The organism is Acidithrix ferrooxidans, assembly GCF_000949295.1.
Classification (GTDB): Bacteria; Actinomycetota; Acidimicrobiia; order Acidimicrobiales; family Acidimicrobiaceae; genus Acidithrix; species Acidithrix ferrooxidans.
This window is the reverse complement of sequence record NZ_JXYS01000023.1, coordinates 62258-76987: the sequence shown is the minus strand read 5'-3', so window position 1 is coordinate 76987 and position 14730 is coordinate 62258. Positions and strand designations below refer to the sequence as shown.

At 45.2% G+C, this 14730-nt stretch carries 8 protein-coding genes and 2 pseudogenes; 8 read left to right on the top strand and 2 right to left on the bottom strand.

The window, feature by feature from the left end; translation table 11 throughout:
• The 4 genes and pseudogenes from AXFE_RS21330 to AXFE_RS04675 form a co-directional block, all read left to right on the top strand.
• A pseudogene (locus AXFE_RS21330) lies at nt 1-239 on the top strand (IS1595-like element ISAxf1 family transposase); the annotation flags it as partial.
• Between the two features lie 60 nt (nt 240-299).
• Nucleotides 300-602, top strand: a pseudogene (locus AXFE_RS21325) (hypothetical protein); the annotation flags it as partial.
• Complete coding sequence (locus AXFE_RS21320; RefSeq protein WP_407071671.1) at nt 550-765, top strand: hypothetical protein; 216 nt, start codon at nt 550-552, stop codon at nt 763-765. The pseudogene AXFE_RS21325 and the gene AXFE_RS21320, both read left to right, overlap by 53 nt.
• A 237-nt stretch (nt 766-1002) precedes the next feature.
• Nucleotides 1003-2562, top strand: coding sequence for an LCP family protein (locus AXFE_RS04675; protein WP_052604720.1), 1560 nt, complete (start codon nt 1003-1005; stop codon nt 2560-2562).
• A 383-nt stretch (nt 2563-2945) separates the two neighbouring features.
• Here the strand turns inward: AXFE_RS04675 and AXFE_RS19065 are convergent, their stop codons facing one another.
• Nucleotides 2946-3668 carry a hypothetical protein gene (locus tag AXFE_RS19065; RefSeq protein WP_152625865.1) on the bottom strand — a complete coding sequence of 241 codons (723 nt, stop codon included), beginning with the start codon at nt 3666-3668 and terminating at the stop codon, nt 2946-2948.
• A 473-nt stretch (nt 3669-4141) separates the two neighbouring features.
• Here AXFE_RS19065 and AXFE_RS04665 point away from each other — a divergent pair, with 473 nt between their 5' ends.
• Nucleotides 4142-4873, top strand: coding sequence for an alpha/beta hydrolase (locus tag AXFE_RS04665; RefSeq protein WP_082058482.1), 732 nt, complete (start codon nt 4142-4144; stop codon nt 4871-4873).
• Nucleotides 4874-6089: 1216 nt separating this feature from the next.
• On the opposite strand, the gene AXFE_RS04660 is transcribed toward AXFE_RS04665, so the two are convergent.
• A complete protein-coding gene (locus AXFE_RS04660; RefSeq protein WP_082058481.1) occupies nt 6090-8519 on the bottom strand; it encodes an enoyl-CoA hydratase-related protein in 2430 nt (809 codons plus the stop codon).
• A gap of 1024 nt (nt 8520-9543) precedes the next feature.
• Between AXFE_RS04660 and AXFE_RS04655 the strand changes: the two genes are divergently transcribed.
• The 3 genes from AXFE_RS04655 (at nt 9544) to AXFE_RS04640 (ending at nt 13193) form a co-directional block, all read left to right on the top strand.
• Complete coding sequence (locus AXFE_RS04655) at nt 9544-9816, top strand: metal-sensitive transcriptional regulator (RefSeq protein WP_235347605.1); 273 nt, start codon at nt 9544-9546, stop codon at nt 9814-9816.
• Between the two features lie 661 nt (nt 9817-10477).
• Complete coding sequence (locus tag AXFE_RS04645) at nt 10478-11641, top strand: CaiB/BaiF CoA transferase family protein (RefSeq protein ID WP_200891187.1); 1164 nt, start codon at nt 10478-10480, stop codon at nt 11639-11641.
• 346 nt (nt 11642-11987) lie between these two features.
• Nucleotides 11988-13193 (top strand): FAD-dependent oxidoreductase, encoded by a 1206-nt coding sequence (locus tag AXFE_RS04640; RefSeq protein ID WP_052604717.1) that lies wholly within the window; start codon nt 11988-11990, stop codon nt 13191-13193.
• Nucleotides 13194-14730 lie beyond the last annotated feature (1537 nt).

Below are 14730 nucleotides of genomic sequence, written 5' to 3'. Positions count from 1 at the left end.
AATCTTGTCACCGTCAAACTAGCGTTACCTCCGGGACTATCTTTCATCGAAGCCATATCTCTTTATCCAAGTGGTTCTCCGCTATCTATCTATTGTCCAACGACAAGCGTGGTCTTTCGGCTACTACCATTGCTAAATTCGTTCAAGTATCTTATTCGACTGGCTGGTTGATGCTAAATAAGCTACGAAAAGCAATGGCTGACCGAAATGGTTTATACAAACTTGGAGAAAACGCCTGAGTAGATGAGTTCTTTTTAGGTGGTGAGAGCCATGGCGAAGGCAGAAGAGGAAAGGGAACAAAACAAACCAATGTCCTAATTGGAGTGTCGATTAGCAATGGTGCTCCTACTCATTGCTTCATGGAAGTAATCAAAGATACCACTGCTAAATCATTCAAAGATGTTTTTGTGAGACGTTTAGATTCCGATACCAAGCTGATAAGTGATGGTAACCCAAGTTACGGGGTATGTGCTGAAAGACCTTGGACTAGCGCACTGGTTCACTCTATCCAAAGACGAACAAGCACATGTAACATTCAAATGGCTCAACATCCTGATAGGGAACTGCAAGAAATTTATCGACGGAACATACCACGGACGTGAGGAACATAAGCAACTTTACCTCGAGGAATTCGCATACCGATTCAACCGAAGGCACTTTGAAATGTCCTTGGTAGAGCGACTTCTCAATACATGTGTGTTTGCGTCTCCACATCCGCTACTCCGCGAATCTGATTCCAAAATGGCTCTTGCTTACGAAACTTGATAAGTATGTATAGTTTTGTCCACAAACCTATAATTGGCTGCTGACAATTAGATAGCAAAACGTGCGATCTGAATATTGTCCGCAGGCGACACCCCCTACAAATATACCGCTCATCAGGGATTATCTCGTACGAGAGTTATGTCCGCCATTATTTATTCCACAGTCGGTTATGATTGTTTGAATTGTTAGAGTTCATCGGTACCCTTTGTTGGTGAGCGTCTTAGGAGGAGCACGTAGTTGGCGGATCTAGGTGGCGCTAATAGGCGTGTCTACCCTTCCAGCTCTAAGAAGATAAGAACCACGAGAGCCAAACGGCTTCGAAGATCTGCGTTCATTGTTGGATTTTTGGTCTTGGTGATTTTGCTTGGTGCGCTGGGCTCGTTTGTATACGGGCAGTATCTTTTCTCGAAAGTCAAGAAGGTTAGTGTTTCGTCAGAGCATGTTCAAGTTGCGGGACAACCGTTAAATATCCTGCTCATCGGTAACAACACTAGAACTGGCTTGAGTCCATCTGAGGTCGCTGCTTTTGGCTCTTCGTCTCAGGTTGGCGGTGGTCGTGCGGATGTGACCATGATTGCACATTTTGATCCGAAAACCAAGAACGTCACTCTGGTCTCGATACCTAGAGATCTTTTTATGCCAATCCCAGGGACGAAGAAGCTGCAGCGTGTTGATGCTGCGCTAAATCCCACTAAAGCTACCGGCACCGCTGAGAACCCGAACCAATTGGTTAAGACAATCGAATACGACTTAGGTATTCCGATCCAGCACTATGTTGAGTTGAATTTTGATTCCTTTCAAGGAATAGTCAATGCCCTTGGCGGAATCAAGATGTATTTTCCTATGCCGGTCAAGGATGCGTATTCGGGTTTGAACATAACAAAGCCCGGATGCATTACCTTGAATGGCTTTCAAGCACTTGAGGTAGTGCGTGCACGCCATTTACAATATCAATTGCCCAATGGGACTTGGGGATACGATGGATTGGGAGATCTGTCTAGGACTCGACGGGATCATATATTTCTTCAGGTTCTGGCTTCTCAGGTGAAGGCTTCGGGGATTACTAATCCAGTTAAAGATCTATCACTTTTGAAAAATGTGCTTCCATATTTAACTATAGATAGCCAATTTACTGAATCAGAGATGCTTTCGCTGATACTTACTTATCGTCACGCGAACCCAGCCGCAACGCCAACAGGCACTCTTCCGGTTGCCTTTGGTCCGGCCTCTGGATATGTCTTTGATGGCACCAATTACGCATCGATCGTCCTGCCACAGGAGCCAGCAGACACAACTATGTTGAAGAATTTGATCGGTTTAGCTCAGCCGAAGATTACTCTATCGACTGTTAATGTTACGGTGGTAAATGGATCCCACTCTGCGGGCGTTGGTTCGACTATTTCAAGTGGCCTTGCCGGATTGGGCTTCAACGTATCTAAGGCGCGGGCAATCCCTCCTAATGCAAATCCCGTTGAATCGGTGATTTACTATACGCCTGGCAATTTGGCAAAGGCGGAAGCTCTCAAGGCAACTTTGACAGGTGAGGTCATAATGGGCCAAGTTCCATCGACCGGATATTCGACTCCGCTGGAACTGTTGGCTGGAGACCAGATCGCAGTTGCGGTTGCTCCTGTAACACCGTCTTCCACAAAGAACCAGCCATCGAGTAGTACAACTGCTACTTCATCAACTTCCGCATCGTCGCCTTCAACGACGATAGCTAGCATTACTGGTGCAACTCAAGTTAATGTATCCCAAAAGCCCCAGCCCTGGGATCCCAGGGCATGTCCGGCCTGATTTCGCTCCATAAAGACTTTGGATTTTTACTTCAATAATTCAGGTTTTCTCGTGGGCTTTTAGGATGCACTTTGATTTGGAGCTAGGCCATGGAGATATTGTGCTCTCAGCGTCGGTGAACGTTGTTAGAACCTGTGACTTTGAACTGTCAAAGGTCACGATCGTTAGTGGGCGGATTTGGAGCACAATCGGCTCCTGATCTTATTGAGGTGAGTGATTCCGAAACGTGTAGGGTATTTGGCTTTTGTGGCAAGTTGCCAAAGAGCCTTACTGCTGTCCCGGTTTTTTGGAACCTCTGGGCTCTCTAGGGAAGCTTCACATAAAACGGGTTTCTCGGATTGTTAGTTCTTTTGAATTTGCAAAATCTGATTTTAAGGTCACGGCTAAGGAGTCACAAATTTAGAAACATTGTTGACTCCTGTAACTTCAAAGAAGTACTTTTGTCCGCCTCCTCCTGGAGCTGCGGAACCAGAGTCGCCCTGGTTGAAGCTCAAGAGGGCTCCGCCAGAATTCGCAACGCAACCTACTTGGGCGATTTTGAAGATACCCGCATTGGACGGAGTTGTCTCTTTGTAGAGCGTGCCTTTTAAACCGGCGATAGTGCAACTTCCTGATGGTTCAACCTTCACCCCGGACGCCTTTGTGAGGTCGAAGAATGTGTTAGCTGCAGCAATTATCCCTTGTTGTTGAAAATACGTCGGATTTAGGGTGATTTTTTGTGGTGCGAGATTGCCGAGCACTTCATAGGCCTGGCTATTGATTAGGTATGTGTGAGTTGTCCCTAAAGATATTTCAAAATTACTTTGACTGTGGATTTGGCCCGTCATTGTCAAGGATGCACTCCCAGTCCCTACGGTCATGGTATAGCTGTAATTTGTGAGACTGGTTAGACGATTTAGAGACGGTAGTGTCGTGCTTGTAGCGGCTGAAGTCGAACCGCTTTGATTGGCGTTGGTAGTCTCTGAGGTTTTAGGCGTTTGGCTAGATGTGGAAGTAGAAGTTGATGAAGCTTGGGCACATCCCGTAAGAATGACTGTTGATGCTATTGCAAAGCTCAGACCGGAGAATATTTTTTTTAGATTAAATGGGTACGTAAATGGGTACATTAAAATTTATTTTATCATTTTGTTTTGAAGATAGATACGAATTATCGAAATTAATTGCCAACAGATAGAAAATTTTACTTAAGTAGTAATCCGTTGGAGAAGTATCATCGGTTACCTTTGGGGCTTATTTTTTTAATTATTTTTTTTATGGATGTTTAGTTTATTTCGCGATCAAAAAGATGTTGCTTGGCTGAGGTTTTTTTTTCTCAATATTGTTGTAGCTGGGGTATTGTTTTTTTTGTAATTTCGAATCGTTAGGTTCAAAATAGTTGTTTGAACTTTAAACATCAAGGCGGTAAATAAAATTAGTTTATTCCTATTGATTTGTATGTCTTTTGATCCTTTCAATAAGGGTGTTAGATTTTTTTACGCTGGTGGGTTTGAAATTCTTGGAATAGACCAGCGCAATTGTCATGTTGGTGATTTGAGAAATTGTTTTTGTTGATGTACTAATTTGAAAGAAGAGGGTCAATATGGAAAGTTTTGAGGTGCCAACTATTGTTTCAGCTGGCTCTGATGATCCTAAGGCACCGTTAGTCATTTTATTACATGGACGGGGATCGACCGAGACCGAGATCATCACCTTGGCTAGCTATCTTCCCAAAGGGGTTCGCTATGTGGCTCTGCGCGCTCCGATCGCTGAAGGCGCTGGATATGCATGGTTTGCCAATAAAGGAATAGGGCGTCCGCTTCCAGAATCGATTTCGAAGACGATGGGCTGGTTCTATGACTGGTTGGATGGATTTGCTGATCATTTATCGAAGATAGTTTTGATCGGCTTTAGCGGCGGTGCGGCCTTTGGAGGCGGATTGATCCTGAATTCTCCAAAGCGATTCACCGGTGCTGCCATATTGTATGGGACTCTGCCATTTGATGCTGGTATTGATACATCCCCACAACGACTGGCGAATACCTATATCTTTCTTGCCCGAGGCGAGCTTGATAATGTGATACCTCGTGATCTACTCGATCGGACTTGGAGCTATTTGAATTCGGACGCAGGTTCAAATACCGTCGCACTTTTAGATAAAGGTGGTCATGGCATCTCTGAAAGAGTAAGAGGTGGGCTTGTAATTTGGTTGGGTGAGATTCTTGGCTTACCAGAAAAGGGTATGGGGTGGATTGCCCCTGGCTTAATCCATAGGGATGTAGGGTCTGACCGGAGCGAAATCCCTAAAACTGCACTCAAACGTTGCGTTGATTAGCCACTTAGCTTTTGGTGATTTCTAGCGACGAATACTCTAGCGACGAAGTATGAGTTTGACCACAGCGCTAGCGGGTCCGTGGCCAAGACTTAGGAACTCATCGCGTAGCGCTCGAGGCGACTTTCTTTGACGAATGACATAAGACCAAAGTGTCCGTTGGGCACTCAGGTGGCTTCTGCCAGGAATCTTATGGATTAATCAGTGGGGTGTTGCCATCAACTATTTTTGACCCACCCCACCTATTCATGGTAGTGCTTTTGAGTAGATTGAGGTATCGTTGATTGTAGATTCTTGACTTCTCTTGGGTCAAAGTCCACTGCGATAACTGACATTTGCCACTGGCGTAAAGCTTGAGTGATTGAATTGGATTGCTTGCAAAAGATAGGCATTAGGGGTTAGATGAGGCTTCGGCTAAAACTGAATAACAACCCTGATTTATCTTTTTATTCAGAAAGATAGTCGACCTTGGCCTTGTGTTATTTGATTGGTCGATGATAGTAGTATTTAAGCACTGGCCGCCATTTAACCTTAGCTGGATCGTTTGCGCAAATGCAAGGCAGGATATTTCCGTCTGGAATTTTGGCATGATCTCTGCGCGTGTGGTCAGCGGTGATTTTTGAGTTGTAAATATATAGCTTGATCCTCTGGTACTTCTTTTACGGGAAGGTCTCAGAGATCCTGTTTGCGCGTGGGCGTTATAGGGTATCTTGCACACTTCTTTGACGGAGTTTGCTTTCTTTGGACGGAGATGACCTTAGCTGAGCTTCGTCAATTTGATCCTTGATCTGTCGGCTTGGCTGTCGTCATTTAAAGTGTTGTCCTAAGCCGTTATGGCTTAGATGCTTTTGGGTCTTATTGGAAAACAGGGCCAATTGTCAAGTTGGCTTCGAAATCGGAAATCCCCTTAGGTCTTAGGGATCCTGGTGCACTTGTCTCTTGCCCGAAAGCATTGTCCCTAACTTTGATCGGTTTGAATCTCTGGTTGGTTGATGAAGTTTCCATCCGTTGTCATGGCAACGGTCAACATAGATGTGCGGCCAATAAGGTGTTCGAATCTGCAGCTGACTTGAGGATGGAGTGTATAGTTTCGCATTAATATCCTTTCAATAAGATTATGTCTTGCACCGCTGGGTTTAGGAATACTTGTCTTTTTATGATCATTTCGGCTGAGTTGATGTGATGATCTAGGAGGGCGATCAAGGGTCGCTTTGGCGAATTAGTGATTTTTCCACATGGGAGGCCGATTTTCCAATAATGAAGCCAATCCTTCTTGGAGGTCGTCGGAGGCGATGAGTTGATCCAATGCCTGAGCTTGATGTTTGACGAGGTCGAGGCGACTGCCATTTTCTCGAGATTTCTCAAGGATCTCAAGAGAGAGTCGAATTGATGTGGGCGAAGCTGCGATAACTTTTTTGGCTAACTCCCGCGCACCATCTAAAGCCTTCCCGCTTTCAGTGATCTGGTTGACAATACCCAAGTTGAAAGCTTCGCTAGCGCTCAGTCGCTTTGCTGTTAGGATCAATTCGTTAGCTAGCTGTGGTGAAATTGTCCTTTCGATTTTTGTCATCCCAAAAGCGCCTGGAACGAGCCCCGTTCTCGATTCGTTGAAGCCGAATTGCGCATTGTCGTCGGCAACGATCATGTGACAAGCTAGTGCTATCTCAAATCCTGCGCCCATCGCGAGTCCGTTTACTGCGGCTATGACCGGCTTGTTGATAACTTTTCTTTGACTCAAACCTGCTAGTCCGTTTTTTGGGATCCATACATCTCTTCCAAAGATCGTCATTCCAAAATCGTTTCCACTCGAGAAAGCCACATCCCCAGCGCCAGCAAGAATCGCAACCCATAATTGCGAATCATTGAAAAAGTTATCGAAGATTGAGTCCAGTTCGCAATGTGCCTTGGTGTTCAAGGCATTGTATTCGCTTTGGCGATCTATCGTGATCTCTAGGCTGTGGCCGTATCTTTGGACCTTGATAAACTCATAGGGCTCTTTTATTTCAAGGTAATCGGCTTCGTCCTTGATAGCCTGCGTGGCTTTGTCTAGGGAAAATCGGTTTCCAAAGCCATAGGATTTTACTTCGATTTGGAAGGTCGCAAGGTCATCTTTCTCCAACGCTTGGAGTGTCGCTTCGTCGCCATCTTGGGTTCTCGCAAAGAATCGCTTGTTGTTGGAGATTAATCTCCCCACAACTATTGCGAACTTGCCTGATTTGGAGTACTTGATTGTATAAGTCTCTATGGTGGCTTTGCCCTCTGGTGAAAATGTAAAACCGGGCGATGGCCATTGATTGACTTCTTGTTGGATCCGGCTGCTCATATTGTCAGCCCGCCACGGACACGGGGAGTTAGAGTAGATTCCAACTGAATATTTCGAGAGCATGCCTCCATTGGCTCCTATAAATGCATAACTGCCTGGATGTTGGCGGAGTCGCTCTGTCGCCTGGATGATTGCATGCATTGAGTAGTTGTTACCGGGTCCTCCAAAAAATGGGAGACCGCCGGAGATAGTCAGGTCGCGAGGGTCATCTCTCTGGATTCCGAGTCCGTCACATATATTAAAGACGGCAATCGGAAAGCAACTATAGAGGTCGAAAAAGTTGACTCGATCGACTCCTATGCCGGCCATTTCTAGCGCAGCTTTAGATGCCAACACCGCAGCTGGGCTCTTTGACAGGTCGTCTCGCTCAATTAGAGGTCGTTCCGCTACATCACAGCGGCCATGGAGAAAGACCATCTTATCGATTGGAACTCCTAGTTGTAGCGCGGTTTGGATCGACGTTATTACCAAAGCAGCTCCTTGGTTTACTTGGTCTCGAGCTATTAGATAGCGGGTATAGGGTTCGCATATCATGCGATTACTGTCAGAGGGCGTCGTAAGCTCGCGTGCGCTTCGAACCTTAGGCGCACTAGAGTGCGAGTTTTGTGCAGCGATTTTGGTAAAGGGTTCGAAGAGGGTTCCCATTTCAATGGCATAATCTGGCCTTGACTTATGCATGCGAATCCTTCTGGCATTTTCAAAGAGTGCATATTGACTAGGTGCATTTGTCAAGCCATGACTTGATTGATGCAAGGATACGATGCCATTTAGTCCATATCCTCGATCTTCAAGGTCGCAATCTGCGTGGTCAGAGAAGTCTGGTCTATCCGGTAGATCTTTGTAATGGCGTGTGGTCGATATTGCTTCGGAGCCGAATGCGAGAGCTATGTCGCTCGTACCATCATAGATTTTTTGACATAAGTCGCTTACTAGACTTTGGGGAGATTGTCCGCCAGTAACTTCCAAAATGGCTCGTTTGGGAGTTATCCCTAGACGTTTTGCTACCGATGCTACAAAGTTATTTGAGCGACCCAGAGGCGCAGACGCCCTTGGACTAGAGTTTTCAAATTGTCGGGTAGCTGCTACTGTGTCTATAGCTTTGAACAGTCGGTCGCTTTTTATGCCGCAATCTAAAATCGCCGCTTTTGCTGCTGTTTCTGCAAGATCAATCGGTGACATTGCCTTGTATTCGGAGGTAGAGATTCGCTCAGAGCTCTGTCCGGCTCCAATAATAACGGGCGTTCTTGGATCAAGTTGGTCATAGTTCACCGTCCCCTCAAAGGTTTGGGGATTGCCATCTTTGTAGAGAGGTGAATGATCTTTCATGGTTGTTGGTTGTCTCGTTCCTTAGGTATAGCTTCTAAAGTTAATTTTTAGGGCAATCGAATCTTTTCTCGTGCACCGTGCCAAGGCAGTTTGGCGCAAGATCATCTCAAGATCTCCCTATAGATATTTCTACTACCTTTAAGAGTGGGAAGTGAGCATATCGGAATTGGGCGAAAGTTCTTTGGCGAATTTCAATTGCTAGAAGCTTTTGGTTCAAAGAGCCCTTGGTTTGGATTATTCAAAATGTGGATGAATTTAACAATCCATCTAATTTTTAATAATTGATTTTATGTTGAGATAGAAAATCCCCTTGTAGCTTGCAAGATGCGCATCCTTATTGGATGTCTAGATTTGAAATTATTTTTTAATTAAGTTGCTAATTATGGGATCTTTATTAAATATAATATCTCTCAAAATGTGCGAGTCTAGGTTGCAGAAGCAATGATTATGGCCAAAGCTCACCCTCATGGGCAGGGTGAGACGGACGTTTGATATTCATGTTAGCGAATTATATCTGTTATGGTGGCCACATCGAGGTTTGATTGGTGAAATGAAAGATTCTTTCAACTGTCGATTTGAAATAATTATTAGATTAGAGAGTGCACTAAGGTACTTTTGAGAAAATTTCGAGATGTGATTCCACTGTTGGGTTAATATATGTTTTTAATTGATAGTAGTTTTGAGATCATTGCTGGAAATTGAGACCATGATTTTTTGTAATACCTTAACGCGATAAGTCTTACCTTTTGTATAACATTTTTTTGTCTTAATTTTATTGGCTGGAGTAGCACATAATAATTTTTTGAATGATCGTGTCGGTTCGATGGCCTTTTGTCGCCGCAGTCTCTTATATGCGCTTTGGGACGATCTGATCAGTCCCGAAAATAAAGCATTTGTTAACTGGCGGGTGGCATGGTGGTTGCGAAGATTGCCATTTATCTCTTTGCTATCTTAATTTTTTGTGTGTTTGATACCTCTGGGGGTATATAATTTTGAATATAGAAATGTGATGGATGGGTCTAACGTGATTGAAATACCAGACGAAACTATAGAAAACCTCCAAGTACGCCTTCGCAGGATCTCTGGGCAAATTTTGGGAATTGAGAAGATGCTTAGCGACGGCAGAGACTGCAGCGATGTCGTGAATCAAATCGCGGCAGCTCGCAAGGCCCTAGACCAAGTGGGTTTCAAGCTCGTAGCTGCAGGATTGAGATCATGTCTTTCGGATCCCGTTAAAGCTCAAGAGAGCGGATACGATATCACTCAATTGGAAAAGATGTTTGGAAGGCTAGCCTAGCTGTTCGTGGGCGTTAACTATAGGTTTATATGTGCTCATTGGATCTCGTGAGTGACAGAGCGACTAGATGGCTTTGTGGATTGAGTTGCTACTTGTCAACCTTGGTCTAACGGTTTTAAGCTCGCCCCATCTCGATATCTGAGCTTTGGTATATTTCGAACAGCCACAAGGTCATAGGTCGAATATTGGTTCGAGATGGCGTGTTCTGTTTTGGCGTCGTCAAATAGATGTTGCGCAGCTGAGCTCCGCTTATGATTTGCAGATAGCTCGTGTTGGGACCAATTCCTTACAATGGCTTGGAGATGATGTTGGAGTTGGCTCATTTTTAGCTATAGCCATCAATTTAGATTTGATTTGCCGAAGGCTATGCCATGAAAGGTCCAGAAATTATCTTGAGGGATTCCGCTGTGATCGGTAGCAATATAAGCAATGTTAAGTTCCAGCTACCAGGCGCCGATTGGAATGACAACGCCCCCACTTTTTAGTCGCTCGTGCTTTTAACTTCTTGGATTAAACCCTTTTTATCAGGTCTCGTGGTCTTCTTTGAAGTAGATCGCCTCCATGGATTCGGATTTTCTTTGCGAATGGCTGGTCGATAGGTTAGATTTTCCCATAGGTTTTAGCTGGCTGGGCTGACCGTGATAACCAGGAGGAAGATTACGTGAATAAAGACCAGGTTGGAGCCATTAGTGATGGGCCGTTGTCGGGAATTGTCGTTGCAGATTTTTCTCGAGTTCTAGCGGGACCATATGCCACGATGTTATTGGGTGATATGGGCGCTGATGTAATAAAAGTTGAATCCAAGTTGGGCGATGAGACTCGCACGTGGAAACCTCCGAGTTTTGGAGAGGATTCCACTTATTATCTGGGGATAAATCGAAATAAGAGATCAATAGTGCTGGATCTATCGGATCCACAAGACGTTTCGGTCGCAAAGGAACTGATACGTCGGAGCGATGTGATGATTGAGAATTTTCGCTCCGGTGCAATGGCCAAGTTTGGACTCGATTATTTAGGGGCCAAGGAGATAAATCCCCAAATAATTTATGCATCGATTAGTGGTTTTGGAAGTGATTTGGGGGCCAGCATCCCAGGTTATGATCTTATGGTTCAAGCCATTTCGGGATTGATGAGCCTAACCGGCGATCCGGATTCTGATCCGATGCGGGCTGGATTTGCCGTTATTGATGTGATTACAGGCCTTCACTGCGCTTTGGGAATTGTCTCAGCGCTATTTGAGCGATCCAAGAGTTCTGAAGGTCAGAACCTCCAGGTAAGCCTTTTAGCCTCTGCTCTTTCGGGAATGGTGAATCAAACGAGCGCTTATACAGTTGGTCATGTGGTTCCGAACCGGATGGGCAATGCCCATCCAAGTCTCTATCCATATGAGCCATTTGACGCCAGTGACGGCAAGATCGTCGTCGCAATCGGAAATGATGGACAATTTCAAAGATTCGCGAACGCTATCGGCTTAGGTTTTCTAGCCGAAGATCCCAACTTTGCGACTAATGAGGAGAGAAATCGTAACCGAGGCGTGCTGCGAGAGAAGTTGAATCAGACCCTTTCGAGCAAGACCAAGAGTGAGTGGTTCGATATTTTTGTCGGCGTGGGTGTGCCAGCGGGTCCCATCAATACTGTAGACGATGGCATCGCCTTTGCTCGATCAGTAGGACTGAATCCAACGATTAACCAAGATTACAATGGTGGTGAGATTGCTACTGTTCGCAATCCGATCTCTTTTTCTAAGACTCCAAATAGCTATCGATATTCACCTCCTAAATTGGGCGAAGATTCTAAGGAGATTCGGCAGTGGCTCTCTAGCTAGTCTTTTGAAACTGAGCTTCGATCAATATCTGTTTTGGAGGATTAAAGATTGGATATGATGTGATTCCCATTTTGAGGAGGCTTTGTGTAATTTTCAAGCCGTAGTCGAGCTCTGTCTTATTCGTTGATCTCTGGGTCTAAATGTGCAATTGCCACCTCTCAAAAAGAGAGATCGTCTCTCGGATCAAAGTCCTCTCGATAGATCCATATTACGAATTTTTGCGATCTGTGTCGGAGATGTAAATGGCGTCTTGAGCTCTTTGAACATTTATATATGAAGTGGAATGAGAGGCTACCTTTGCAGGTTTGTGACTTTTGGTAATTTAGTTTTCTACCAGAGGAGCGTCATGGAGCGCGAAATTCAAATCTTAGGCGCCAATTGGTGCCCCGATTGCAAACGGGCCAAACAATTTCTAGCTGATCAACGTATTCCTTATAAATTTCTCGATGTGGAGGCCGACCTCGAGGCACGTGCCGAGGTTGAAGCTAGAAATGGTGGCAAATTTATTATTCCGGTTGTCATTTTCCCAGATGACACTTATCTGGTGGAGCCCGATAACGCTGAGTTGGCATCACGTCTTGGAATTGAGATTACCGCAACAAAGTCCGCATACGACTTGATTATTGTTGGAGCGGGTCCCGCTGGATTGTCCGCAGCTATCTATGGCGCTCGAGAGGGAATAGACACTCTCGTCTTGGACAAAGGCGCCTTCGGGGGACAGGCTGGTGTTACTGAGCGTATAGATAATTATCCTGGTTTTCCTCAAGGGGTAGGCGGTTCGGAATTGTCAGCTCTCTACGTCGAGCATGCTAAACGATATGGTGTCGAGATGCTCTCTGGCGTGGAGGTAAAGTCAGTTTTACCTGGCGAGGGTTTCTTGGAAGTGGTTACAGATCGAGACCTTACCTACCGCGCGAGTGCGGTGGTGGCGGCCACGGGATCCACTTATCGACGTCTTGATGTAAAAGGCGAAGAGGATTTAATTGGAGCGGGTGTTCACTTTTGTGCAACCTGTGATGGTCCCTTTTACGCCGGAGCGGCCAATATAATCGTTATAGGCGGAGGTAATTCTGCGATCGAGGAGGGGTTGCACCTCTTAAAATTTGTCGACCATGTCACTATTCTGCAGAATGGTCCAGAACTTACTGCGTCAAAGATATTACGTGAACGAATTAGCGAGGATCCGAGGTTCGAAGTCATCACGTCAGCAACGGTTAAGGAATTCGTGAAAGGTCCCAATGGTAAGCTCACTCAAGTGCGCTACGAACAAGAGAAAATCGAGCATGAGATCGAGGCTCCGGCCGCTTTTATCTTTATTGGTTTGACCCCCAATTCCAAGTTTATCTCTGACGTGGTCGATACCGATGGTGTCGGATATGTCGACAGTCACGGAACTATGGGCACCTCTCTGCCTGGCTTGTTTGTAGCTGGTGACTTGCGGAAGGGAAGCACCAAACAGATTGCATCGGCCGTTGGAGAAGGGGCCGCTGTTTTGCTGATGGTTCGTCAGTATCTGGAATCTGTGGATGCGATAGCACCTAACCCAATGTAGAACTCCTTTTAGGCTATATCTGAAGAGCGAGATCGTTAGGTTAGGGGAGTGGCCCAGACCTAACGAGAACTATTTCGATCTTTAGTTATTTCGGATGAAGATGATTCGCTTCGCAATTGATTCAGGTATATCCTTCAACTTCGTGTAATCAATTACTTCATATAAGGCGGAATTCTGCTTCCTGTGCCTGCCAATATTGCACTCTTTGTTCTCGGTGATCACCTTGAGAAAGTTTGGGAGCGTGATATGGGAACTCGTTCTAAACGAGCCGCACGCCGGAAAAACAAAGAACCCACATGCCGACTTATTCGGTATGCGGATTTCTGATACGCCCCGGGTTTAATGGAGACTCGATTATCGCAGAACCAATCGGTTCTCTTGGGTACGCATTAGCGTAGCAGAGACGGATGTCAATACCCCTAAAAGCACGATATTTGATGGAATTTGAGCTGTCTGGCGAACTAGTTGTTTAGATTAAATCTTTAAAATATGGCTGGTTCTTTACTATTTAGGACATCTCTCACTACCACCAACTTTGTAACAAACAAATCCACAATCACAACAGAAGCATTTGTGGTGATTGTCGACTTAAAATGCTGGGTACATCAAAATACCTACGGGAACTTTGATGGAGCTCTGGATTTAACTATGGAAGGTTAGTTATCGAGATCGACGTGGGCAACTGGTTCGTCACAATGAGGACAAGGACCACCTGTTCCAATACGGGTACGCAAAAGGTTTCATTCTGGGCATCTTTAAAATACCGAGGTAGCGACTCTCGCAGCGGGGACACTCATAGACGACTTGAATCCGTAGGGCATCGTAGGCATCACATCCACCTCAGATGGCAAGGGCTACTGGCTAGTCGCAAGCGATGGAGGAGTCTTTAGCTTTGGCGATGGCGCCATCTATGGTTCGCTGCTAACTAAGAAGCTAAATGAACCAGTTGATGGAATTGCTATTGGCTAGGTAAGAAAGCTGATTTGGTTTATTGAATCTAGAGTGAACTTTCTTTATGAGGCATAATCCAAAGAGGTGGTAAATCTCCTACAATGCGATAACAATCACACTGCACTACTAAAGATAAACGATGGGCCCTAGCACTCCGATGGCTAGGGGAGGTCTACTCCAGAGAGGAGACCTCGGAGGGCTATGTCAATTGTGGAATGGTGAATTAGTTAAATTAGTCAAAGAGCCTTCTTCAAAGGGGTATTTAAAAAGCTCAAGTAAAGACTATTTCAAGTACGGGTTGGCTAGAAGAGTGAGAAGAAACCATCTGCATCAATCGCGACAACTATCTCGAAAGCGCATCGGATGAAATTGAGAGACTAAGAGGGCTATCTAGAAAAAGAGGATTTTGCGATCGGCAACGATGAAAACGAGGCTCTTTGGCCAATTAGTTAAACTTGTACCTGGTCTTATGCTGGCCTGTGTAAATCCATTCATGTGCTTATTTGCGTCTGATGTGTCAATCGAATAGGTGATGCTTCGCTGGGTTCAGTCCCTGAAAATGCACATATGTGTTATTCCTATGCTT